General features: G+C 49.9%; 19 protein-coding genes and 1 other RNA gene. 15 read left to right on the top strand and 5 right to left on the bottom strand.

From position 1 onward, the window contains the following. The first annotated feature begins 7 nt into the window (after window positions 1–7). The 12 genes from DP119_RS12860 (at window position 8) to ssrA (ending at window position 12,731) form a co-directional block, all read left to right on the top strand. Window positions 8–238, top strand: a complete 231-nt coding sequence (locus DP119_RS12860) for a glutaredoxin family protein (RefSeq protein WP_058381247.1) — start codon at window positions 8–10, stop codon at window positions 236–238. Window positions 239–342: 104 nt separating this feature from the next. Then, window positions 343–1,386 carry a sugar-binding transcriptional regulator gene (locus DP119_RS12855; protein WP_112233557.1) on the top strand — a complete coding sequence of 348 codons (1,044 nt, stop codon included), beginning with the start codon at window positions 343–345 and terminating at the stop codon, window positions 1,384–1,386. After that, entirely contained in the window at window positions 1,387–2,394 is a 1,008-nt protein-coding gene (gap, locus tag DP119_RS12850) for a type I glyceraldehyde-3-phosphate dehydrogenase (protein ID WP_112233556.1), read from the top strand. A gap of 110 nt (window positions 2,395–2,504) precedes the next feature. Further along, window positions 2,505–3,689 (top strand): phosphoglycerate kinase, encoded by a 1,185-nt coding sequence (locus DP119_RS12845; RefSeq protein ID WP_112233555.1) that lies wholly within the window; start codon window positions 2,505–2,507, stop codon window positions 3,687–3,689. A 13-nt stretch (window positions 3,690–3,702) separates the two neighbouring features. Further along, window positions 3,703–4,464, top strand: coding sequence for a triose-phosphate isomerase (gene tpiA, locus DP119_RS12840; protein ID WP_112233554.1), 762 nt, complete (start codon window positions 3,703–3,705; stop codon window positions 4,462–4,464). Then, window positions 4,457–5,989, top strand: coding sequence for a 2,3-bisphosphoglycerate-independent phosphoglycerate mutase (gpmI, locus tag DP119_RS12835; RefSeq protein ID WP_112233553.1), 1,533 nt, complete (start codon window positions 4,457–4,459; stop codon window positions 5,987–5,989). The genes tpiA and gpmI overlap by 8 nt, the downstream gene beginning before the upstream one ends. 302 nt (window positions 5,990–6,291) lie before the next feature. Further along, window positions 6,292–7,587, top strand: a complete 1,296-nt coding sequence (eno, locus tag DP119_RS12830) for a phosphopyruvate hydratase (protein ID WP_112233552.1) — start codon at window positions 6,292–6,294, stop codon at window positions 7,585–7,587. A 768-nt stretch (window positions 7,588–8,355) separates the two neighbouring features. Beyond that, window positions 8,356–8,583, top strand: a complete 228-nt coding sequence (gene secG, locus DP119_RS12825; RefSeq protein WP_058381240.1) for a preprotein translocase subunit SecG — start codon at window positions 8,356–8,358, stop codon at window positions 8,581–8,583. 106 nt (window positions 8,584–8,689) lie between these two features. Next, window positions 8,690–9,436: an alpha/beta hydrolase gene (locus DP119_RS12820; protein WP_112233551.1), complete on the top strand. Its 747-nt coding sequence runs from the start codon at window positions 8,690–8,692 to the stop codon at window positions 9,434–9,436. A 26-nt stretch (window positions 9,437–9,462) separates the two neighbouring features. Continuing rightward, window positions 9,463–11,784 carry a ribonuclease R gene (gene rnr / locus DP119_RS12815; RefSeq protein WP_112233550.1) on the top strand — a complete coding sequence of 774 codons (2,322 nt, stop codon included), beginning with the start codon at window positions 9,463–9,465 and terminating at the stop codon, window positions 11,782–11,784. A gap of 48 nt (window positions 11,785–11,832) precedes the next feature. Then, window positions 11,833–12,297, top strand: a complete 465-nt coding sequence (gene smpB / locus DP119_RS12810) for an SsrA-binding protein SmpB (protein ID WP_101189982.1) — start codon at window positions 11,833–11,835, stop codon at window positions 12,295–12,297. A 79-nt stretch (window positions 12,298–12,376) separates the two neighbouring features. Further along, window positions 12,377–12,731: a transfer-messenger RNA gene (gene ssrA / locus DP119_RS12805) on the top strand. Between the two features lie 218 nt (window positions 12,732–12,949). Here ssrA and DP119_RS12800 read toward each other — a convergent pair. After that, window positions 12,950–14,422, bottom strand: a complete 1,473-nt coding sequence (locus DP119_RS12800; protein WP_112233549.1) for an aldehyde dehydrogenase family protein — start codon at window positions 14,420–14,422, stop codon at window positions 12,950–12,952. A gap of 19 nt (window positions 14,423–14,441) precedes the next feature. Continuing rightward, complete coding sequence (locus DP119_RS12795) at window positions 14,442–15,176, bottom strand: SDR family oxidoreductase (RefSeq protein ID WP_112233548.1); 735 nt, start codon at window positions 15,174–15,176, stop codon at window positions 14,442–14,444. A gap of 392 nt (window positions 15,177–15,568) precedes the next feature. On the opposite strand from DP119_RS12795, the gene DP119_RS12790 reads away from it, so the two are divergent. Continuing rightward, on the top strand, window positions 15,569–17,065 hold the full coding sequence (locus tag DP119_RS12790; protein ID WP_112233547.1) for a glycine betaine uptake BCCT transporter: 1,497 nt from the start codon (window positions 15,569–15,571) through the stop codon (window positions 17,063–17,065). A 314-nt stretch (window positions 17,066–17,379) separates the two neighbouring features. Beyond that, window positions 17,380–18,258 carry a 5'-3' exonuclease gene (locus DP119_RS12785; RefSeq protein WP_112233546.1) on the top strand — a complete coding sequence of 293 codons (879 nt, stop codon included), beginning with the start codon at window positions 17,380–17,382 and terminating at the stop codon, window positions 18,256–18,258. Here DP119_RS12785 and DP119_RS12780 read toward each other — a convergent pair. The 3 genes from DP119_RS12780 to DP119_RS12770 are packed head-to-tail and all read right to left on the bottom strand — an operon-like array spanning window position 18,247 to window position 19,619. Further along, window positions 18,247–18,768 (bottom strand): C39 family peptidase, encoded by a 522-nt coding sequence (locus tag DP119_RS12780; protein WP_112233545.1) that lies wholly within the window; start codon window positions 18,766–18,768, stop codon window positions 18,247–18,249. The two genes, DP119_RS12785 and DP119_RS12780, sit on opposite strands and share 12 nt — an antisense overlap. Window positions 18,769–18,791: 23 nt before the next feature. Beyond that, window positions 18,792–19,250: an STAS domain-containing protein gene (locus DP119_RS12775; protein WP_112233544.1), complete on the bottom strand. Its 459-nt coding sequence runs from the start codon at window positions 19,248–19,250 to the stop codon at window positions 18,792–18,794. 48 nt (window positions 19,251–19,298) lie between these two features. Beyond that, window positions 19,299–19,619, bottom strand: a complete 321-nt coding sequence (locus tag DP119_RS12770; RefSeq protein WP_112233543.1) for a thioredoxin family protein — start codon at window positions 19,617–19,619, stop codon at window positions 19,299–19,301. A 205-nt stretch (window positions 19,620–19,824) separates the two neighbouring features. Between DP119_RS12770 and DP119_RS12765 the strand changes: the two genes are divergently transcribed. Next, window positions 19,825–22,209, top strand: a complete 2,385-nt coding sequence (locus DP119_RS12765; RefSeq protein WP_112233542.1) for a 3-hydroxyacyl-CoA dehydrogenase/enoyl-CoA hydratase family protein — start codon at window positions 19,825–19,827, stop codon at window positions 22,207–22,209. Window positions 22,210–22,220 lie beyond the last annotated feature (11 nt).

Below are 22,220 nucleotides of genomic sequence, written 5' to 3'. Positions count from 1 at the left end.
GAATGGCATGTATACACTCTATACTCGGCCAAATTGTGGGCTTTGCGAAGAGGCCAAGTCTGCACTGACGCTATTGCAGGAAGATTACCCGATTGACTTCCGGGAAATCAATATTGAAGAAGATGAACAATTGCATGAACAGTATATGCTGATGATTCCAGTGCTCACGAAACACGAAAAAGTGCTGCTCTATGGAAATTTTGGCTATGGCGAACTTTTGGAAGCGTTAATTCTTTAACGCTTCTTTTTATTTGCATAAATCTAATAGCTCGGCTACAATGAATCTAGTGGGACGTAATTATATATAGTGGGACAGAAAACGTCCAACAAAGGGGTGGAGCGATGGATCCAGTTCTGCAAGCGCAAGTGCATTTATTGCCTGAACTGCCAAGCTTGCTGAAAAAGCGCTATAGCATCCTCGAGCTGATTCAAACCGAACAGCCCGTTGGAAGGCGCACGATCAGCGAGATGACAGGCGCAGCCGAAAGGGAAATCCGCAAAGAGACCGATTTATTGAGGGACCAAGCCTTGATCGAAATGAGCAAGAGCGGCATGAGCCTTACGATACTGGGAGACGATGTTCTTGACCAACTCCGTGAGCTGGTCAAGGAATTGGCTGGGACTGCAGAGCTCGAAACCGGGCTGCAAGCGAAACTCGGCATCAAACAAGCCGTCGTTCTGCCAGGGGATAGCGACCGGTTATCTTCGGTCAAAGCCTCTATTGGCAGGCAAGCCGCTCGTATTGCGGAGGAAATGTTCGAAAACTGCCGGACGATCGCTGTTACTGGCGGCAGTACAATGGCCGCCGTAGCAGCTGAAATCCGCACGGCGAGGAAAAACCCCGCCATGCAGTTTATCGCTGCAAGAGGCGGCCTGGGGGAAGAAATGCTTCACCAGGCGAACACCATCGCTTCATCTTTTGCCGAAAAAACAGGCGGAGCTGTCCGCACGCTTTATCTGCCTGAGCATTTGAGTGCGGAAGCGCTCGAAATGATGATGAGGGAACCTGTCATCAAAGAAATGATGGAGCTGTATGACCGGACGGATTTAGTCATCCATGGAATCGGCGATGCAGAAGAGATGGCCATCAGGCGCCGCTCTTCCGTGAACGAAGTCGAGAAGATCAAGACAGGCGGGGCTGTCAGCGAAGCCTTCGGTTATTATTTCGATAAAAACGGAAAAATAGTTTACCGCATCCCGACAGCGGGGATTCAATTAGAGCAGGTCCAAAAAGCACCGGGCATCATGGCCGTTGCTGGAGGACGCACAAAAGCGCGAGCCATCGAATCTTATTTCCAGGCCGCGCCTGAACGCACCATCCTGATTACGGATGAAGCGGCAGCAAGGGCAATACTCAACCCAACAACAAAATTGGAGGAATTATAAATGACTTTAAAAATGGCAATCAATGGTTTCGGCCGCATCGGCCGTGTAGTATTCCGTGAAGCAATGAACAACGACGAAGTGGAAGTAGTGGCAGTAAATGACCTTACGGATGCAGACATGCTTGCGCATCTCCTGAAATACGATTCTGTGCACGGCGCTTTGGATGCAGACGTTTCAGCCAAAGACGGATCGATTTTCGTCAACGGCAAGGAAATCAAAGTGTTCGCTGAAAAAGATCCGGCGCAATTGCCATGGAAAGAGCACGATATCGACATCGTCTTGGAGTCGACAGGAATCTTCACGACAGAAGAGAAAGCGTCGAAGCACATTGAAGCGGGCGCTAAAAAAGTCATCCTTTCAGCGCCTGGCAAAAACGGCATGAAAATGCTAGTGATGGGCGTCAATGAAGAAACTTATAACCCTGAAGAACACCACGTCGTTTCGAACGCTTCATGCACGACTAACGGCTTGTCCGGAATTTCTAAAGTGTTGAACGACAAGTTCGGCATCAAGAAAGCCATGATGACGACAATCCACTCTTATACGAATGACCAAGCCTTGCTTGATGCACCTCACTCAGACTACCGCCGTGCGCGTGCTGCGGCTGAGTCGATGATCCCGACAACAACGGGCGCAGCGAAATCCGTGGCAAAAGTATTGCCGGAACTTGAAGGCAAAATTGATGGCATGGCCATCCGCGTTCCAACACCGAACGTTTCATTGATCGACCTTGTGGCTGAACTTGAAACGGATGCATCGGTTGAAGAAGTGAACCAAGCGCTTAAAGATGCGACTGAAAATGAGCTGAAAGGCTACTTGGCATACAGCGAACTTCCGCTGGTATCACGCGACTATAACGGCAACACAGCTTCCGCTACAGTGGATGCTGCATCAACGATGGCTCTTGGCGGAAACATGGTCAAAGTCCTTGCATGGTACGACAACGAATCAGGCTACTCTGCGCGCTGCGTAGACTTGGCTGTGCACATGTACAAAAAAGGCCTGTAACCTGAAAATCATAGCTTAATTACCAATGAACCTCTATAATAAAGAGGGTAAAAGGGGTGGGGATTTTACCCCACCCCTTATTTTTTTGAATATAATTGGGAGGTATTTTCATGCTGCAGAAAATGACCATGAAAGACTTGGATTTGAAAGGGAAACGCGTATTTTGCCGTGTCGATTTCAACGTACCGATGGACGGCGGGAAAGTGGCGGATGACACACGGATTCGTGCGGCGATGCCGACGATCGAGTATTTGGCCGGACAAGGCGCAAAAGTGATCTTGGCGAGCCATCTCGGACGCCCGAAAGGCCAAGTTAACGAAGACATGAGACTTGCTGCGGCAGGGGCGCGTTTGTCCGAATTGCTCGGCAGCGACGTGAAATGCCTGGAGGAATCCATAGGGGAGACAGTGGAACAGGAAATCGCTTCTCTTGAACCAGGCGATATCCTGCTGCTTGAGAATGTTCGTTTCCATGCAGGTGAAGAAAAGAACGATCCGGAACTCGCGAAACAGTTTGCGGCACTTGCAGATGTCTACGTCAATGATGCGTTCGGCGCTGCGCACAGAGCCCATGCCTCAACTGCAGGAATCGCCGAACATTTGCCGGCGGTATCTGGCCTGTTGCTCGAAAAAGAACTGGATGTGCTTGGCAAAGCTTTATCCGAACCGGACCGCCCGTTCACGGCCATCATCGGCGGGGCGAAAGTGAAAGATAAGATCGGCGTCATCGACCATTTGCTCGACAAAGTTGATAACTTGATTATCGGCGGCGGTTTGTCCTATACCTTCATCAAGGCGCAAGGCCATGAAATCGGCAATTCCCTTGTCGAAGAAGACAAACTCGATCTCGCCAAATCGTTCATCGACAAAGCGAAGGAAAAAGGCGTGAAGTTTTATTTGCCGGTCGATGCCACAGTGGCGAGCGAGTTCTCGAAAGACGCAGAGACGAAAACGGTGAAAATCGAAGAAATTCCATCCGATTGGATGGGGCTGGATATCGGGCCGGAAACAGCGAACTTGTATGCCGATGTGATCAAGCAGTCGAAGCTGATCATCTGGAACGGGCCGATGGGCGTCTTTGAAATGGAAGCTTTCGCGAACGGCACGAAATCCGTCGCCGAAGCGATGGCAGAAACATCTGGCTACACAGTCATCGGAGGCGGCGATTCGGCAGCGGCAGTCGAAAAGTTCCATGTTGCAGATAAAATGGACCATATTTCCACAGGCGGCGGGGCTTCACTGGAGTTCATGGAAGGCAAAGATCTGCCAGGGGTCACCGCATTAAGCGATAAATAAAGGGAGTGTTTTTGTGAGAAAACCGATCATTGCAGGAAACTGGAAAATGTATAAAACAGCATCACAAGCGAAAGAATTCGTGGAGAAAGTGAACGGTTTGGTGCCGGATGCTGACAAGCTTGATTCTGTCATCTGTGCGCCGGCTCTATACCTCACGCAATTAGTCGATGCTGCAGGAAACAGCGCATTGAAAATTGGCGCACAGACGATGCACGACAAAGGCGAAGGGGCATTCACTGGTGAAATCAGCCCTGTGCAATTGGCGGATATCGGCGTCGACTACGTCATCATTGGGCATTCCGAACGCCGCCAGTATTTCAATGAAACCGATGAAACAGTCAATGCAAAAGTGAAATCAGCATTTTCGCATCAACTAACGCCAATCCTTTGTGTAGGCGAAACCGACGAACAGCGTGAAGCGGGCAAACTGGAAAGCATTGTGGAATCACAAGTCGAGAAAGCGGTCGAGGGATTGACCGATGCGCAAATCGCAGAACTGGTCATTGCTTACGAGCCAATCTGGGCAATTGGAACAGGCAAAACAGCAACGGCTGAAGACGCTAACGAAGCTTGCGGCATCGTGCGCAAGAAAATCGCATCACTTTACAGCGAGGACACGGCTGAAAAAGTACGCATCCAATACGGCGGAAGCGTGAAACCTGCCAATATCCAGGAATTGCTCTCGATGGAGCATATCGATGGGGCATTAGTCGGCGGCGCGAGCTTGGAAACGGAATCGTTCGTCCAGCTGTTGGAGGCGGGTTCAAATGCGTAAAACGGCCAATCCGGCTGCCTTGATCATCCTGGATGGTTTCGGCTGCCGCGAAGAAACCGCTGGAAATGCAGTCGCGCAAGCGCATAAGCCGAATTTCGACAGGCTTTGGAACGAATATCCCCATGAATTGCTGACCGCTTCGGGTGAAGCGGTCGGTTTGCCGGACGGGCAAATGGGCAATTCCGAAGTCGGCCATTTGAATATCGGTGCAGGCCGCATTGTTTACCAAAACTTGACCCGTATCCATAAATCGATCAAAGACGGCGATTTCTTTGAAAATGCCGCATTTTTGGACGCTGTCATGAACGCCAAAGAAAACGGCAAAGCTTTGCATGTCATGGGCTTGTTGAGCGATGGGGGCGTCCATAGCCATTATGAGCACCTGTTTGCTTTATTGCGTCTCGCGAAACAGCAAGGCTTGAGCGAAGTCTATGTTCATGGATTTTTGGATGGCCGCGATGTCGGGCCGAAAACCGCGCTCCATTATATAGAAGAAACTGAAAAACAAATGCAGCAAATCGGCATCGGGCGTTTCGCTTCCATCAGCGGGCGCTATTATGCAATGGATCGCGACAAGCGCTGGGAGCGCATAGAACTCGCTTATCGCGCAATGGTTGACGGAATCGGGCCAAGCGCCAGTTCCGCTGCGGCCGGTGTGGAAGCATCCTATGCAGAAGGGATTGTCGATGAATTCGTCCTGCCGTTTACGGTCCTAAAAGACGGGGAGGCGCCTGCTGTAATTGAATCGGGCGACTCCGTCATCTTCTTCAATTTCCGTCCCGACCGCGCCATCCAGTTGACGACTGTATTGACGCGTCCCGATTTTGCCCATTTCCCGCTGAGTATCCACCATCCCAAAGACTTGATGTTTATCAGCTTCACTCCATACAGTGAAGAATTGCAGACCCGAATTGCTTACGGCAACGTCAATTTGGTGAATACAATCGGGGAAGTGTTATCTGCGAACGGCATGACGCAATTGCGCATCGCCGAAACGGAAAAATACCCGCACGTCACCTTTTTCATGAGCGGCGGGCGAGAAGAAGTTTTCCCAGGGGAAGACCGCATTCTCGTCTCGTCGCCGAAAGTGGCAACCTATGATCTGCAGCCTGAAATGAGCGCCTATGAAGTGACCGACCGTCTCGTCGAACAAATCGATGCAGGCGCACACGATGCGATCATCCTAAATTTCGCAAACCCAGACATGGTCGGCCATAGCGGCATGCTGGAGCCGACAATCAAGGCAGTCGAAGTCGTGGACGAATGTCTCGGGCGGATTATTGAAGCGCTCCACCGCCAAGGCGGATCGGCGCTCATCACGGCCGACCACGGCAATGCGGATGAAGTGCTGACAGAAGACGGCTTGCCGATGACGGCGCATACGACAAACCGTGTGCCGGTCATCTTGACGAAGCACGGGGAAGTGTTGCGAAGCGGCGGGATTCTAGCGGATCTCGCACCAACAATCCTCAAACTGCTTGATGTTGAGCAGCCGGAAGAGATGACTGGGAAACCGTTGTATTAAAAAGTATTCAAGAGCTGTATAAGTTGAATTAATTTGTTGAAATTTAGAATTCTTTGCAGATCAGGAAAGATAAAAGAGTGAAAGGTGGCGACTCCTGCGGGAGCAGAGCGACGGAGCGACATGAGCTGAAGACCCTGGACTGAGCGCAAGCGAAGGAAGCGGCTGAAGCCATGCCCGCGGAAAGCGTCCGCCTGGAACGATTTCAAAGCTATCTTTTCCAACTTATCTAATTGAAAATCTTTACATTTCGAATAACGTATAAACGAAATTGAACAAACCATTTGAAAAGGGAGCTGTTGACATTGCCAATTATTACACACATTCAAGCACGCGAAGTACTCGATTCCAGAGGGAACCCGACTGTTGAAGTTGAGGTATTCACAGAAAGCGGCGCATTCGGCCGCGCGATCGTGCCATCTGGCGCATCCACTGGAGAACACGAAGCGGTTGAACTTCGTGATGGCGATAAGAGCCGTTACCTTGGAAAAGGTGTCCAAAAAGCGGTGGATCACGTAAACAATGAAATCGCTGACGAGTTGGAAGAAAACTATTCAGTACTGGATCAAGTATCCATCGACCAGGCGTTGATCGAGCTTGACGGAACTGAAAACAAGGGCCGTCTTGGCGCAAACGCAATTCTTGGCGTTTCCATGGCAGCTGCCCATGCAGCAGCGAACTATCTGGACTTGCCTCTTTACCAATACCTCGGCGGATTCAATGCTAAGCAATTGCCGGTGCCGATGATGAACATCCTGAACGGCGGCGAGCATGCGGATAATAATGTTGACATCCAGGAATTCATGGTTATGCCAGTTGGCGCTGAATCTTTCCGACATGCCCTTCGCATGGGTGCGGAAATCTTCCACAACTTGAAAACTGTACTGAAAGACAAAGGCTATAACACATCTGTCGGCGACGAAGGCGGATTCGCACCGAACCTTGGCTCGAACGAAGAAGCGCTTGAGACGATTATGGTTGCGATCGAGAAAGCCGGCTTCAAGCCAGGGCAAGACGTCTTGCTCGCAATGGACGTAGCTGCTTCTGAAATCTACGACAAAGAAAAAGGCGTCTACACATTGGCTGGCGACAACACCATCAAAACTTCCGCTGAAATGGTCGACTGGTATGAAGAGTTGGCAAATAAATACCCGATCGTTTCCATTGAAGACGGACTGGATGAGAACGACTGGGATGGCTTTAAGCTATTGACAGAACGTATCGGCGATAAAGTCCAGCTGGTCGGTGATGACTTGTTCGTCACGAACACGAAGAAATTGGCACAAGGCATCGAGCAAGGCATCGGCAACTCGATCCTCATCAAAGTAAACCAAATCGGTACATTGACAGAAACGTTCGATGCAATCGAAATGGCGAAGCGCGCAGGCTACACAGCGGTCATCTCCCACCGTTCAGGCGAGTCGGAAGATGTGACGATCGCAGACATCGCAGTGGCGACAAATGCAGGGCAAATCAAGACAGGTGCACCGTCACGTACGGACCGCGTAGCGAAATACAACCAATTGCTTCGCATCGAAGACCAATTGCACGACACAGCGAAATACTTGGGCGTTAAAACTTTCTATAACTTGAAGAAATAATAGCGAATAGGTGAGGAAAAGCTGCCGGGGATTTTTTCCGGCAGCTTTTCTGTTAGAATGTGTGAGGAAGAAGAGCTTGCTTAGTGTGAGTTGTCTGAAGCTGATTTATAAATCATTGTAAAAATCTTACGCTTCAGGGGCATGCTTGCCGAGGGGCGGGCGTCGAGCCCTAATGGCTACGCCATATAGGTCTCGCCTGTCCCGCGCAGTCCCTCCGGCGTCAGCCCCTTGCGCTTCAGCTTTGAAAACTTTCTATAAAAACTGGGCTTTGCTCATAGACTTTCTAATAAATATCGGGTGTTAATCAGAACGGAGCAAAATAGCGCAGAACCCCTAACTGCTCCTGCAGCGCTTCGCACTGCATCGCAAAGAATTAGCCTCGTTCACGTCGGCTAATTCTTGCCTACGGGAAAGCGAGACAGATGAGACCCTGGACTGAGCGAAGCGAGGGAAGCGGCTCAGCGCTCGCCCGCGGCAAATGTATAGGCGAAGTAAAGCTAAGCCTATACATTTGCGATGCTCGAGCTTCGCGAGAGTAGAGCAAGCTTTTGTTGCAGCTATTTTGCGGAGTTAAGTTTAAATGGAATCTTACTTTCCGCTCTACTAGATAAAGCAAATGTTCCTCATCAACCGTTTCCGAAAAAGAATGAACAGAAAAAGATGAGATGGTCTTAATCATTTGTATTTTTTAGGGGCTCTATTGCTTGAGGTTTCAATTTTTGGTAAACTAGAGTTTGTTGTGGAGGTTCTTTTCAGGAGGTGGTATTTATGCATACATTGTTAATGACATTACTTCTTATCGTCTCGATCGCTTTGATTGTTGTCGTTCTATTGCAATCAGGGAAAAGTGCAGGCCTTTCAGGAGCCATCTCCGGTGGAGCAGAGCAACTTTTCGGCAAGCAAAAAGCCCGCGGGTTGGATCTTGTCCTACACCGGGTGACGATCGTCCTTGCTGCCTTATTCTTTATTCTGGCTATCGCCGTAACGAAAGTATAATGTAGAGCACATCGCCTGACCATTAAGTGGTTAGGCGTTTTCTTTTAGGGGAAATTGGGCACAGGCCCACATAAATAGCAAGTAAATTCAGTTGGAGGGAAAGTTTATGCGAATTTCACAACCAAAACCGTTTTTCTTTGAGCAAGGGCCGCGTGCGGTACTGTTATTGCACGGCTTTACCGGCAATTCCGCAGATGTCCGGATGCTTGGGCGATTTCTGGAAACGAAAGGCTATACGAGCATCGCGCCGCATTATGCTGGACACGGCGTCGCACCGGAAAAGCTTGTCGAAACAGGCCCGACCGATTGGTGGAAAGATGTCGAACAAGCGTATCAGACATTAGTCGACAAGGGATACAAGGAAATCGCTGTGGCCGGCTTGTCGCTCGGTGGCGTATTCAGCTTGAAACTGGGGTATACAAAGCCTATAAAGGGCATTGTGACGATGTGCGCTCCGATGCATATGAAATCCACAGACCTGATGTACCAGGGCGTTTTGGAGTATGCCCGCGAATACAAGAAATATGAAGGAAAAGATGATAAGCTTATCGAAGAAGAGATGAAGAAGTTCGAGGAAAAGCCGATGGAAACACTCGCGGAATTGCGTGAGCTGATCGGTGAAGTACGGAATAACGTCGATCATGTCTATGCACCGCTTTTCGTCGTCCAAGGTTCATTGGACAAGGTCATCAATCCGGAGTCTGCGAACATCATCCACGACGAAACGGAGTCGACTGACAAGCGCATCAAATGGTACGAGAAATCAGGCCATGTCATTACGCTGGATCAGGAGAAAAAGCAATTGCATGAAGATATATACGAGTTTCTCGAATCGCTCGATTGGAGCGTGTGAGACGGTCTCAAAAGGAGGAGTTAGGATTGGGCAAGAATGAACAGTCATTGGATCAGCGTTTATTGGCCTTTATGCGTGAAGAAGCATACAAGCCATTAACGGTTACAGAAATAGAAGAACAGTTCGGTTTTGAAGATGCCGACGAATTCAAGGAATTGGTGAAGACGCTCGTCAAGCTCGAGGAAAAAGGCGAATTGGTACGCTCGCGCTCGAACCGCTACGGTGTGCCGGACCGCATGAACTTGATGCGCGGCAAATTTATCGGCCACGCCAAAGGCTTCGGTTTTTTTGCGCCTGAAGAAGCAGGTCTCGATGATGTCTTCATCCCGCCGAATGAAGTGAACGGAGCGGTGAATGGGGATACGGTCATGATCCGTGTTTCGGAAGGATCATCCGGTGACCGCCGTGAAGGAACAGTCATCCGCATCCTGGAGCGCGGCACGACGAAAGTCGTCGGCACGTTCCAGGCAAACAAAGGCTTCGGCTTTGTCGTAACGGATGACAAGAAAATGAATATGGATATCTTTATCGCCAAAGACGATACACTCGGTGCCGTCGACGGCCATAAAGTCGTTGTCGAGATCACCGGCTGGCCGGAAGGGCGTCTGTCCGCAACGGGCATGGTCACACAAGTGCTCGGCCATAAAAATGACCCAGGTGTCGATATTTTGTCCATCATCCATAAATATGGTATCGAAGTCGAATTCCCGCAGGATGTGCTCGATCAGGCGAATGCCGTACCGGACCAAATCGACCCTGAAGACCTGAATGGCCGCCGCGATTTGCGTGACGAGCAGATCGTCACAATCGATGGCGCGGATGCAAAAGACTTGGATGATGCCGTACAAGTGAAAAAATTCGAAGACGGCACTTATAAGTTGGGCGTCCATATCGCGGATGTCAGCCATTACGTGACGGAAGGGTCGGCAATCGACCGCGAAGCATACGACCGAGCGACAAGCATTTATCTTACGGACCGCGTCATCCCGATGATTCCGCACCGCTTGTCTAACGGGATTTGCTCGCTCAATCCGAACGTCGACCGTTTGACATTGTCTTGTGAAATGATTTTCAATGACAAAGGGGAAGTATTGTCGCACGATATTTTCCAAAGCGTCATTAACACGTCAGCTCGCATGACCTATACGGACGTCTACGAAATCCTGGAACAGGACAACCAGGACTTGAAAGAGCAATACAAAGAACTCGTACCAATGTTCGAGTTGATGAAAGATTTGGCTGCCATCTTGCGCCAGCGCCGCATGACCCGCGGGGCGATCGATTTCGATTTCAAGGAATCCAAAGTGATCGTTGACGAGGAAGGCTATCCAGTCGATATCGTCGTCCGTGAACGGACGGTGGCGGAACGCTTGATTGAAGAGTTTATGCTCGCGGCGAATGAAACGGTCGCTGAGCATTTCCACCATATGGATGTGCCGGCATTATACCGCATCCACGAAGACCCGAAACCGGAAAAACTGCAGCGCTTTTTCGAGTTCATCACGAACTTCGGGATTGTTGTCAAAGGCTCAGGCAATGAAATCCATCCGAAAGCCTTGCAGGAAATCGTCGATTCCATCGCCGGCACACCGGAAGAGCCGGTCGTCTCGACGATGATGCTGCGTTCGATGCAGCAAGCGAAATATTCATCGGAAAGTCTCGGCCACTTCGGTTTGTCGACAGAGTACTATACTCATTTCACGTCGCCGATCCGCCGTTATCCTGACTTGATCATACACCGCTTGATCCGTACGTATTTGATCGAAAAAGACTTATCGAAAAAGACAATCCGCCACTGGGAAGCGGAAATGGATGATATCGCACAGCACACATCCGACCGCGAAAGACGTGCAGTCGAAGCTGAGCGCGATACGGATGCACTCAAGAAAACGCAGTATATGGCAGATAAAGTCGGTGAGGAATTCACGGGCATCGTGTCGTCTGTCACGAATTTCGGCATGTTCATCGAGCTTCCGAACACGATCGAAGGCCTCGTGCATGTATCCAATTTGACCGATGATTACTACCAGTTTGACGACCGCCAGATGATGATGATCGGCGAACGCACGAAACGCCAGTTCCGCATCGGTGATGAAGTCGAAGTGCGCGTGATCGGGGTCAAACCGGAAGAGTCGTCCATCGATTTCGAAATCGTCGGCATGGCGCAAAATACGCGCCGCAGCTCGCGCAAGGATAGCCCGAAAGTGATCCGTACCGGCAGAGGCGGCGACAAGCCGAAAGATGGGAAGAAGCGCGGAGAAGGCGGCCCGACACGCAAGCCGAAAAACGAAAAGAAAAAGTTTTACGAAGGAGCTGCGAAAAAACAGCAGCGCCGCAAGAAGAAATAAAAAAAGCGGCCGCGTGCCGCTTTTTCCAACAGTTTGAGGTGAACAGAAATGGCCAAAGGAGAAGGCAAAGTCATTGCCCAGAACAAAAAAGCGGGATTCGATTTCGCGATTGAAGAAACGATCGAAGCGGGGATTGTCCTGCTCGGCACGGAGATTAAATCAGCGCGCCAGGGTAAAGTACAGATCAAAGATGCATTTGTCCGTGTACGGAACGGCGAAGCCTGGATTTCCAATATGCATATCTCGCCATATGAACAAGGCAACCAGTTTAACCACGACCCGCTGCGCTCACGCAAGTTATTATTGCATAAAAAGCAAATCAACGAACTTGTCGGCAAATCGAAAGTCGAGGGGGCGGCAATCGTCCCGCTCAAGATGTATTTGAAAGACGGCTATGCGAAAGTGCTGCTTGGCGTCGGTAAAGGGAAGAAGAAATACGACAAGCGCGAAGACTTGAAGAAGAAAGACGCGAAACGGGCAATCGACCGCGCGCTGAAAGAGAGAAGCCGTTAAACTTGAACCCTGACCTGTTTTGTCCTATACTGATAACAGTACACCGAAGCTAAGCCACTTCCGTGTTCTCTTTTAATGAGGGGACGTTACGGATTCGACAGGGATGGTTCGAGCTTGGGTTGCGCGTCGGAGGATCGGCTCCGTCATCAACGTAACTTATAACAACTGGCAAAACTAACAACAACCTAGCATTCGCAGCGTAAGCTCGGATCTGCTTTATGTAACCATCGCCCATGTGGCTGCATAGAGCTCACTTTTAGTGGGATACGGCAGTCAGTGCCGTTTGAGCTGACTGCAAGAGATTCTCGAACTAGCCCTCATGACGCCTGCTTGTCGGCAGATTGAGCGGCGAAAACCCAATAGATAAGCTACACGCGTAGATGCTCAAGTAACGGAGTCTCTGGACGCGGGTTCGACTCCCGCCGTCTCCATAGAATTTTATGGAGTATACGAAACGCCAAAATCCTTTAGTAGGATTTTGGCGTTTTTGTTTTGTGAAAAGCTGAAATGAGAACCATTACTAGCGCTTAAAATATGAAATGTGTATATATTAATACTCTTTCAATATAATGGTTGAGTAAGCTGAGTGTGTATTGATAAAGTCTTTCCTAAAAAAAACCGGCAGCTATATAGAAGCTGCCGGTTTCGCGTTTTATTTCTTCGTGTTATCCACAAATGCCCCATACTGTCTGCGTTGATGCTGCACGGACAGCCATTTCATGGTGGTGAATTCCTCAAGCACCCATTCGCCGTTAAAACGTCCGAGGCCGGAGTCTTTTTCGCCGCCGAATGGCATATGCGCTTCGTCGTTGACCGGCTGGTCGTTGACATGGATCATGCCGGTGTGGATCTGGTGGGCGATGTCCGTTGCATGCTGGATGTCCGAAGAGTGCACGGCCCCACTAAGCCCAAACGGGTATTTATTGGCCTGTTCCACGACTTCCTCATCGCTGTCAAACGGAATGAGGATTGCGACAGGGCCGAAGATTTCGTTTTTTGCGAGCGGCATATCGTTGGTGACGCCGGTCAGTACTGTCGGCTCGAGCATATTGCCGTCCGCATTGCCGCCGAGGCGGATTTTCGCGCCTTGTTCGATCGTGGCGTCGATGTCTTTTAGGATGCGGTCGACTTGGTCGCGGTTGATGAGCGGCCCGACTTGCGTATCTGCTTCTGCCGGGTTGCCGTATTTCAAATTGCCGGCACGTTCAATGAACTGCTCAGCAAATTCATCGTAAATATCCTTGTGGACAAAGATACGGTTGACGGACATGCAAATCTGGCCTTGGTGATAGAATTTGCCGAATAGGGCAGAGTCCACGGCCTGGTCGATATCGGCATCTTCAAGCACGATGAAATTATTATTGCCGCCAAGTTCCAAGGCGGTCTTCTTCAATGCGCCGCCTGCAAGTTCACCGATATGCTTGCCGACAGGCGTCGAACCGGTAAATGAAATAAGACGCGGCGTCGGATGGGTGACAATGTCATCGCCGATTTCAGAGCCTCTGCCGACCACGACGTTCAGCAAGCCTTTCGGCAGTCCGGCCGCTTCAAAAATGCTGGCAAACAGCAATCCGCCAGTCACTGGCGTATCGGTTGCCGGTTTGATGACGACGGCATTGCCAGTGGCTAGTGCTGGCGCGATCGAGCGGATGGCCAAATGGAACGGGAAGTTCCACGGGCTGATGATGCCGATGACACCAAGCGGGTTGCGGTAGACGCGGTTTTCTTTGCCCGGTTGCTGGGAAGGCATGATTTTTCCTTCCATGCGGAACGGGAATGTTGCCGCTTCTTTCAAAATGTTCATCGATGCGCCGAATTCGACAGTCGCTTTGATTTTTGTGCTGCCGGCTTCCTTGATGAGCCACTCGATGATCAGTTCTTCATTTTCATTCATGATTTCTATTGCTTTCTCCATGACTGCTTGTTTGGCCTGGGGCAATTCCTGTGACCAGGCAAGCTGTGCCGTTTCTGCCGCTTTATAGGCAGCGTCCAAATCGCCCTTATCGGCAGCTTGCGTCGTGATGAGCTCTTCGCCGGTGAAGGGGTTGGTATTTTTCATATGGCTGTCACTGGATCCTGGAATCCACTCGCCATTTATATAAAGCTTGGAAAAATCGGTCTCCATTTGAATCGCTCCATTCTTATTAAGGCTGTTGTCTCGGGCGGATCAAGATTTCGTTGACGTCGACATGCGGCGGCTGTTCAACGGCATAGGCGATGGCTTTCGCGATATCATGCGCTTTGAGCATCTCCATGGATGTACCTTTGAAGGCCTCCAGCACATCTTCATCGGTGATGGTGTTGGTCAGTTCGGTTTCGACCGCGCCTGGAGAAACGATAGTTACGCGGATTTCATGGGACGGATCGATTTCCTGGCGCAATCCGTCTGAAATGGCGCGGACAGCGTATTTCGTGCCGCTGTACACGGCGCTGCCTTTTGAAACTTGATGCCCCGCAACAGAAGAGACATTCAGGATATGGCCGGATTCTTGTTGTTCCATGATCGGCAGTACAGCTGCGATCCCGTAGAGGACTCCTTTAATGTTGACATCAACCATCTTGTCCCATTCATCGATTTTCAGCTTATTCATGAATGACAGCGGCATGAGCCCGGCATTATTGACAAATACGTCAATTCTCCCGGTTTTCTCAAGTGTTTCTTGTGCCAGTGATTTCATGTCGTCTACTGAAGTCACGTCGGTCACTTTGTAATCTGCGTTTCCGCCTTCAGCTTCGATTTCTTTCTTCAGTTCCACTAGGCGCTCCTCTCGCCGTGCAGCGAGCATGACATGGTAGCCTTTTGCAGCCAGTTCCTTTGCGGTAGCTTGGCCAATACCACTGCTGGCCCCAGTGACGATTGCCGTATTTTTCTGTGCCATATTCTGTTCAGCTCCAGTTCTGTTATAGATAATGGTAAATATCCTTTAATATAGACATCCCATTTCTTTACCCGCAATCGCCGTTTGTCTAAACAAGCCAGGCCTGTTCGCTGCTGCGGCTCGATAAGGCACGGGGCGGCTGCCTCTCTGGCTGATTTGCATTTCACTCGGATTCAGCGAACCGTTTTAAAGATGGGGCATCCAACTGCCCAAGGCAATCCTATCGGTCGTCTTGGGCAGTTGGGCTTATTTTCCATTGTTTCATGGCGCATGGCTAGGGGTATTTGATATTGAAGCTAAGCGCTATGTTGATACATAATTCAGACAGTTGACAAGCGCGCCAATGTTCCGTAGCGTAATATCTTGTGAAGAAATTAAAAGGAGGAGACTATATGAATAAAGTAACAAACGTGTTTTGGATCGCGATTGTTCTAATTGCTTTGGCAGTTGGCTACGGTGCGCTTGCTCCAGAACATTTTGCGGAAGTTACCGGCAATATGGAATCATTCCTGACTACTTCGTTCGGTTGGTATTATTTATTGATCGTTTCAGTAATGGTTATCTTTTGCTTGTACTTCCTTGTTAGTCCAATGGGACAGATTAAATTAGGGAAAGACACAGACAAGCCGGAATATTCATTTGCAACATGGATTGCAATGCTGTTCTCAGCGGGCATGGGTATCGGGCTCGTATTCTGGGGTGCGGCAGAGCCGCTATCGCATTTCGCGATCGACCCGGCGACAGCTGAGCCGGGATCTCAGGAAGCGTTCCGGGAATCCATGCGTTTTACATTTTTCCACTGGGGCATCCATGCATGGGCAATTTACGCAGTAGTTGCATTATCGCTGGCATACTTCCAATTCCGTAAAGGTGAGCCGGGGCTTATTTCCTCGACGCTTCGCCCATTGTTCGGCGACCGCATGAAAGGCCCGTGGGGTGTTCTTGTTGACGTTATTGCTGTATTCGCTACAGCGGTCGGCGTCGCGACGACACTTGGCTTCGGTGCCATCCAGATCAATGGAGGGCTCGCGTATTTGTTTGACGGCATTCCAGAGGATAGCCTGATTACGCAAATCATCATCATCGCAGTCGTCACTGTGCTGTTTATGGTTTCCTCTTGGTCAGGCATCAGCAAAGGGATCAAGTACTTGTCGAATACCAATATGGTGCTTGCTATTACCTTGCTCATTTTGGTAATCGTTCTTGGGCCGACCTTGTTGATTTTCAATATGTTCACCGATTCACTCGGAAGCTATTTCCAGAACTTGATCAATATGAGTTTCCGTGCAGCTCCAATCAATGGGGAAAACCGGTCATGGATTGATGGCTGGACGATCTTCTATTGGGCTTGGTGGATTTCTTGGTCACCGTTTGTTGGGATTTTCATCGCCCGCGTTTCCAAAGGCCGGACCATTCGTGAATTCCTGTTTGGCGTCTTGCTCATTCCGACGTTCATCAGCTTCATCTGGTTCGCGGCATTTGGTACAACGGCAATCGATGTGCAAAGCAGCGGCGTCGATTTGACTGGATTGTTGACAGAAGAAACTTTGTTTGCGGTGTTCAATGAATTGCCGCTTGGCATGTTGTTGTCGATTGTTGCAGTCTTGCTCATTTCGACCTTCTTCATCACATCTGCCGACTCGGCGACGTTTGTTCTCGGCATGCAAAGCTCAAACGGATCTTTGGATCCAGCGAACGCCGTGAAGTTGACGTGGGGGATTGCGCAATCGACCATCGCGGTCATCCTGCTCTTTGCAGGCGGACTCGGGTCCTTGCAGACGGCATTAATCATCGCCGCCTTCCCGTTCTCGTTCATTATGCTATTGATGATGGCGTCGTTCTACAAAGCCTTGAACCTTGAATACAAAGCAATCAAGCGCAAACGATAAACTATGAAAAGATGCTGAACTAGAGGATAGCTCTCTATATGTAAAAGTGAGCAAAAGCTTATCCTGCATAAAAAATTCAGTGAACTTTCAAAGTGTTTGGAGAAGCGTTTGCTTGACTCCTGTGGGATCAGCGGGTTTGAGAGACCCCGCAGACCGCGAAGCGGTTGAGGAGGCTCGATTCCCGCCCCACGGAAAGCAAGCAAGTAGCTTCGGAAAACACAGAACGAAAAGGGTGCCGGAAGTCCGGCACCCTTTTTCTATGGAAAGTCGCGTATAATGGATAATGGAAATCGTGTTGAATGGAGGAGTACTTTTTGGAAAAACCACATATTATGCTAGTGGACGGGATGGCGGTATTGTTCCGTTCGTATTTTGCAACAGCAGGCGTCGGGCAGTTTTTCCGCACAGAAAGCGGGCTCGCCACAAACGGCGTACAAGGATTCGCGCGCCACGTGCTCACCGCAAAATCATTGATGAAGCCGACCCATATCGCCGTGTGCTGGGACATGGGCGCGCATACCTTCCGTACCGAGATGTTCGACGGCTATAAAGCAAACCGGCCGGCGCCACCTGAAGATATGGTGCATCAATTCGACCAGGCGCGTGAAGTGTCCGAGCTTCTCGGATGGAAAAATTACGGCGAAAAGGGCATCGAAGCGGATGATTTTATCGGATCGTTTACGAAAAAATGGCCGGACGAGGCGGATTATACGATCATCACCGGCGATAAAGACATGCTTCAGCTATTGAACCCGTCGGTCAAGATCGCCTTCATGAAAAAAGGCTTTCATATCTATGATCTCTATACCGATGCACGGTTCGGAGAAGAATATGGCATCATGCCGGGACAGTTCGCTGATGTGAAAGCATTCATGGGTGACCCGAGCGACGGCTATCCTGGCGTCAAAGGCATCGGGCCTAAGACGGCACTCCAGTTGATCCAGCGCTACGGTTCGGTCGAAGGGGTCCTTGAACATATCGAGGAGCTGAAGCCGGCCCAGAAAAAGAAAATCGAAGAGCATCAGGATATGCTCGCGCTATCGAAAAAGCTGGCGGTCATTAAAGATGACCTCCAGCTCGATGTGGCACTCGAGGAAATTGCAGTGCCCGATTATTCTTCTGATTTGGTGAGGATTTGCGACGAACGGGAATTCCGCCTGCTCGCAAGGCTTTTGGAAAAATCATTTATCTGATTTGGAAACCGGTGAAATCTGGACGAAACTCAATACGCCCCGATTCTCCCGGAACGACACCGCCCGCAGCTTGCTCGGGCGGTTTTTTTGTCCGTTGTCGTGAATGAACAGCAGCAAATCGTCCCCGGTTTCCTCATAGCCGATGAGCGGGACCCAGTGATAGGCGAATGTGCTTGCCTGGCGCCAGCGCAAGGAGAAATAGCGGTCGAATTTCAGGGCGAGTGGATAGCCGGCATCGAGTTGCCGTTTGACTTGCTCGATTGCGCGGATCCGCTTGATGTCATATCTCGGCCCCGCGAGTTTTTTCAATCGCCGGATCAGGCAAAATGCACTCAAGCCAATCGGTGTCGCCCCAAGTTTTCTGTAAAGCGGCCCAATCCCCGGCGCCACGCCTTCATGATAATGGAGGATGGAAGCTGCTGTAACCGGCCCGCAAGCAGACGCACGGAAGGCGGGGGGCACTTGTTCTGCGTATTGGTTCATTGCTTGAAAAGAGAGCAGCACTTTCATGATGCATCCTCCTTTTAAACGATTCAGCGCAGCTTAGCTTCGCGTTCATCAAGCAAAGCTTGCAAGGCACTGCGGAAGGTAGTGTAGACTTCCAAGTCGACTTGGATTCCGGCGTGGACGATTTCACGTACAAAGCGGGGATTGAAACCGACATAAATGCCGCGCAGCCCCATCAATTTCAGTGCGCTATTCAATTGCGTCAATTCAAGTGCCAGTTCATTGAAATCGAATGACTGGACATCCTGCATCGTGACCCCCGTGAAGTCAAAGATGACTCGCTCCGTATCGCGATGCTCTGCTGCGTATTCAAGCACTTTGGTCCGGATCGTTTCGAAGCGGTCGCGGAAAACATAGCCGGCAATCGGCGCCAGGATTGTATTTGGCACAATCGACGGAATGATCGGCGCTGACATATTGCGGATAACGTCCTGGTAATGTGCGACGAGTTCTTTCAGTTCCTTGATTTCCTGATGTGGATCCATATGAGCACCTCTGCTTTATTGGCTGAATGGTATTTGGAAGCTTGTGTATTAGGCCTCTTGTTCTTCCAGGAAGTGGATGACAGACGCGGGAGTCTTGGCATTGGCACTGTGAAGATGGGCTTGTTTTACACCATCTTTGAAAATCAGCAGGCTCGGGATGCCCATCACTTCGTATTGCTCTGCGATTTCCGGCAGTTCGTCGCGGTTGACATCAAACCATTGGTAGTTATCATATTGTTCGATGATTGGGTCGATGAACATATCCATGCGCGTGCAGTCCGGGCACCAGCCAGCTTGGAATTTCACGATGACCGGTTCGCTATTTTGGATTGTATCGTTGAATTGCTCAGTTGTTTTTAGGGATTTCATCAAATTGCCTCCTTTAATTGTCTTTTTAATCTTACCCTTTTTTTGCCTGCTCTCCAAGTGCTTGGATAAATACGGCAGAAAAATCTTCCGATTAAATATTGCGAAAATAGGCAATATAATTTACACTAAGAACGAGAAGGAAAGCATTTCTTTTTTTTACCCAGAAAATGAATGAGGGTTCATTCAAAAACAGGAGGGTTTGCTCGTGTCATATAAAATTAAAAAAGCGGCGGTGCTCGGATCAGGCGTTATGGGTTCTGGAATTGCAGCTCATCTAGCCAATATCGGTATCCCTGTCATGCTGCTCGACATTGTCCCGAAAGAAGCGACGGAAGAAGAACAAGCAAAAGGGCTGACACTCGAAGACCATGCAGTCCGCAACCGGATCGCAGCAACTGCCACTCAAAAACTATTGAAGCAGAAACCTGCCCCGTTGACCCAAAAGAAAAACTTGGGCTTGATCACGCCAGGCAACCTGGAAGATGACCTTGAAAAATTATCCGAAGTGGATTGGATTATCGAAGTCATCGTCGAAAACTTGGATATCAAGAAATCACTCTATGAAAAAGTGGATGCCGTGAGAAAGCCTGGCACCATCATTTCTTCCAATACATCGGGCATCAGCATCAATGCGATGGCTGAAGGGCGCTCGGAGGATTTCCAGAAGCATTTCCTCGGCACCCATTTCTTCAACCCGCCGCGCTACTTGAAATTGCTTGAAGTCATCCCGGCAGACGCGACAGCTCCGGAAGTCGTCGAGTTCATGCAGCAATTTGGCGAAGACCGCCTCGGAAAAGGCGTCGTCCTGGCAAAAGACACACCGAACTTTATCGCCAACCGCATCGGCACATATGGCTTGCTCGTCACAGTGCGCGAAATGCAAAATCGCGGCTATTCAGTCGGTGAAGTGGATTCCGTTACCGGGCCGCTTATCGGCCGCCCGAAATCCGCAACATTCCGTACGCTGGACGTTGTCGGACTCGATACATTCATGCATGTCTCGAAAAATGTCTACGACCAGACACAAGGCGAAGAGCAGCAAATTTTCGATACGCCAGATTTTATGAAGAAGATGGTCGAAAATGGCTGGATCGGTGCCAAAGCGAAACAAGGCTTTTTCCAGAAGAAAGACAAAGAAATCCTCGAATTAGACCCCGAAACAATGGAATACCGCCCGACGCAAAAGTTGAAAACGCCTTCACAGGAGATGGCCAAGCAGCAAAAAGGCCTGCCTTCGAAAATGAAGACGCTCGTTTATGCGGATGACCGCACAGGTGAATTGCTGTGGAGCATCCTCGCTCCGACACTCGCCTATTCCGCACAACTGCATGGTGAGATTGCAGACGATATCGTCGCAATCGACAATGCCATGAAATGGGGCTTTGGCTGGGAACAAGGACCATTTGAAGTATGGGATGCCATCGGCGTGAAACAGTCGGTGGAGAAAATGAAAGAACAAGGCATCGCCATTCCGGCATTTGCCGAAAGCTTGCTCGAAAAAGGCTTTGATTCCTTCTATAAAGAAGAAAACGGCGATCTGTACTATTTCGACGGTTCGGATTACCAGCTCGTCCCGGTCAACGAAAAAGTAATCGACTTGAAACGCTACAAGAAAAAGCATGGCGTCATCAAATCGAATTCCGGCGCAAGCCTGATCGACTTAGGGGACGGCATCGCGCTTCTTGAATTCCACTCGCGTTCGAACGCAATCGGGCTCGATATCATGCAAATGATCAATTTCTCGGTCGATGAAGTCGAGAAAAACTACAAAGGGCTCGTCATCGGAAACCAAGGAAAGAACTTCTGTGTCGGCGCTAACCTTGGCATGATTTTGATGGAAGCGCAAGACGACAATATCTTCGAACTGGATTTGACAATCCGGACGTTCCAGAACGCCATGCTGAAATTGAAATACAGTCCCAAGCCGGTCGTGGCGGCACCATTCGGCATGACGCTCGGTGGCGGGGCGGAAGTCATCCTGCCTGCAGCACGCGTCCAGGCATCCATGGAAACCTATATGGGCTTAGTGGAAGCAGGCGTCGGCCTCATTCCGGGCGGCGGCGGAAACAAAGAGTTATATATGAAGCAATTGAAGGGCTTGCCGAATAATGTCACTGCAGACTATGTCAATTTGGCAGCCGGCGTTTTCGAATCGATTGCGACTGCCAAAGTATCGACATCCGCAGATGAAGCACGCGAGAACAATTTCCTGAATTTCGTCGACGGCATCAGCGTCAATAGCGACCATTTGATTCACGATGCGAAGCAATTGGCATTGTCGCTGTATGATAATGGCTACCAAGCGCCGAGAAGAGAAAAAGTGCCGGTCGCAGGAGAAGCGGGATATGCCGCGATGCTGCTGGGAGCTGAAGGCATGCTGTTGTCCGGCTACATCAGCGAACACGATATGAAAATCGCCAAGAAACTGGCTTATGTCTTGTCGGGCGGCAAATTGCCATACGGCACGAAAGTCGATGAGCAATATTTACTCGATTTGGAACGTGAAGCATTCCTGAGTTTGGTTGCTGAACCGAAATCACAGCAGCGCATGCAGCATATGCTCGTCAAAGGGAAACCATTACGCAATTGATTGCCGATTAG

This window comes from Planococcus maitriensis, from assembly GCF_003289925.1.
Taxonomy (GTDB): domain Bacteria; phylum Bacillota; class Bacilli; order Bacillales_A; family Planococcaceae; genus Planococcus; species Planococcus maitriensis.
The sequence above is the reverse complement of the archived record's forward strand: the minus strand, read 5'-3'. Positions and strand labels throughout refer to the sequence as shown.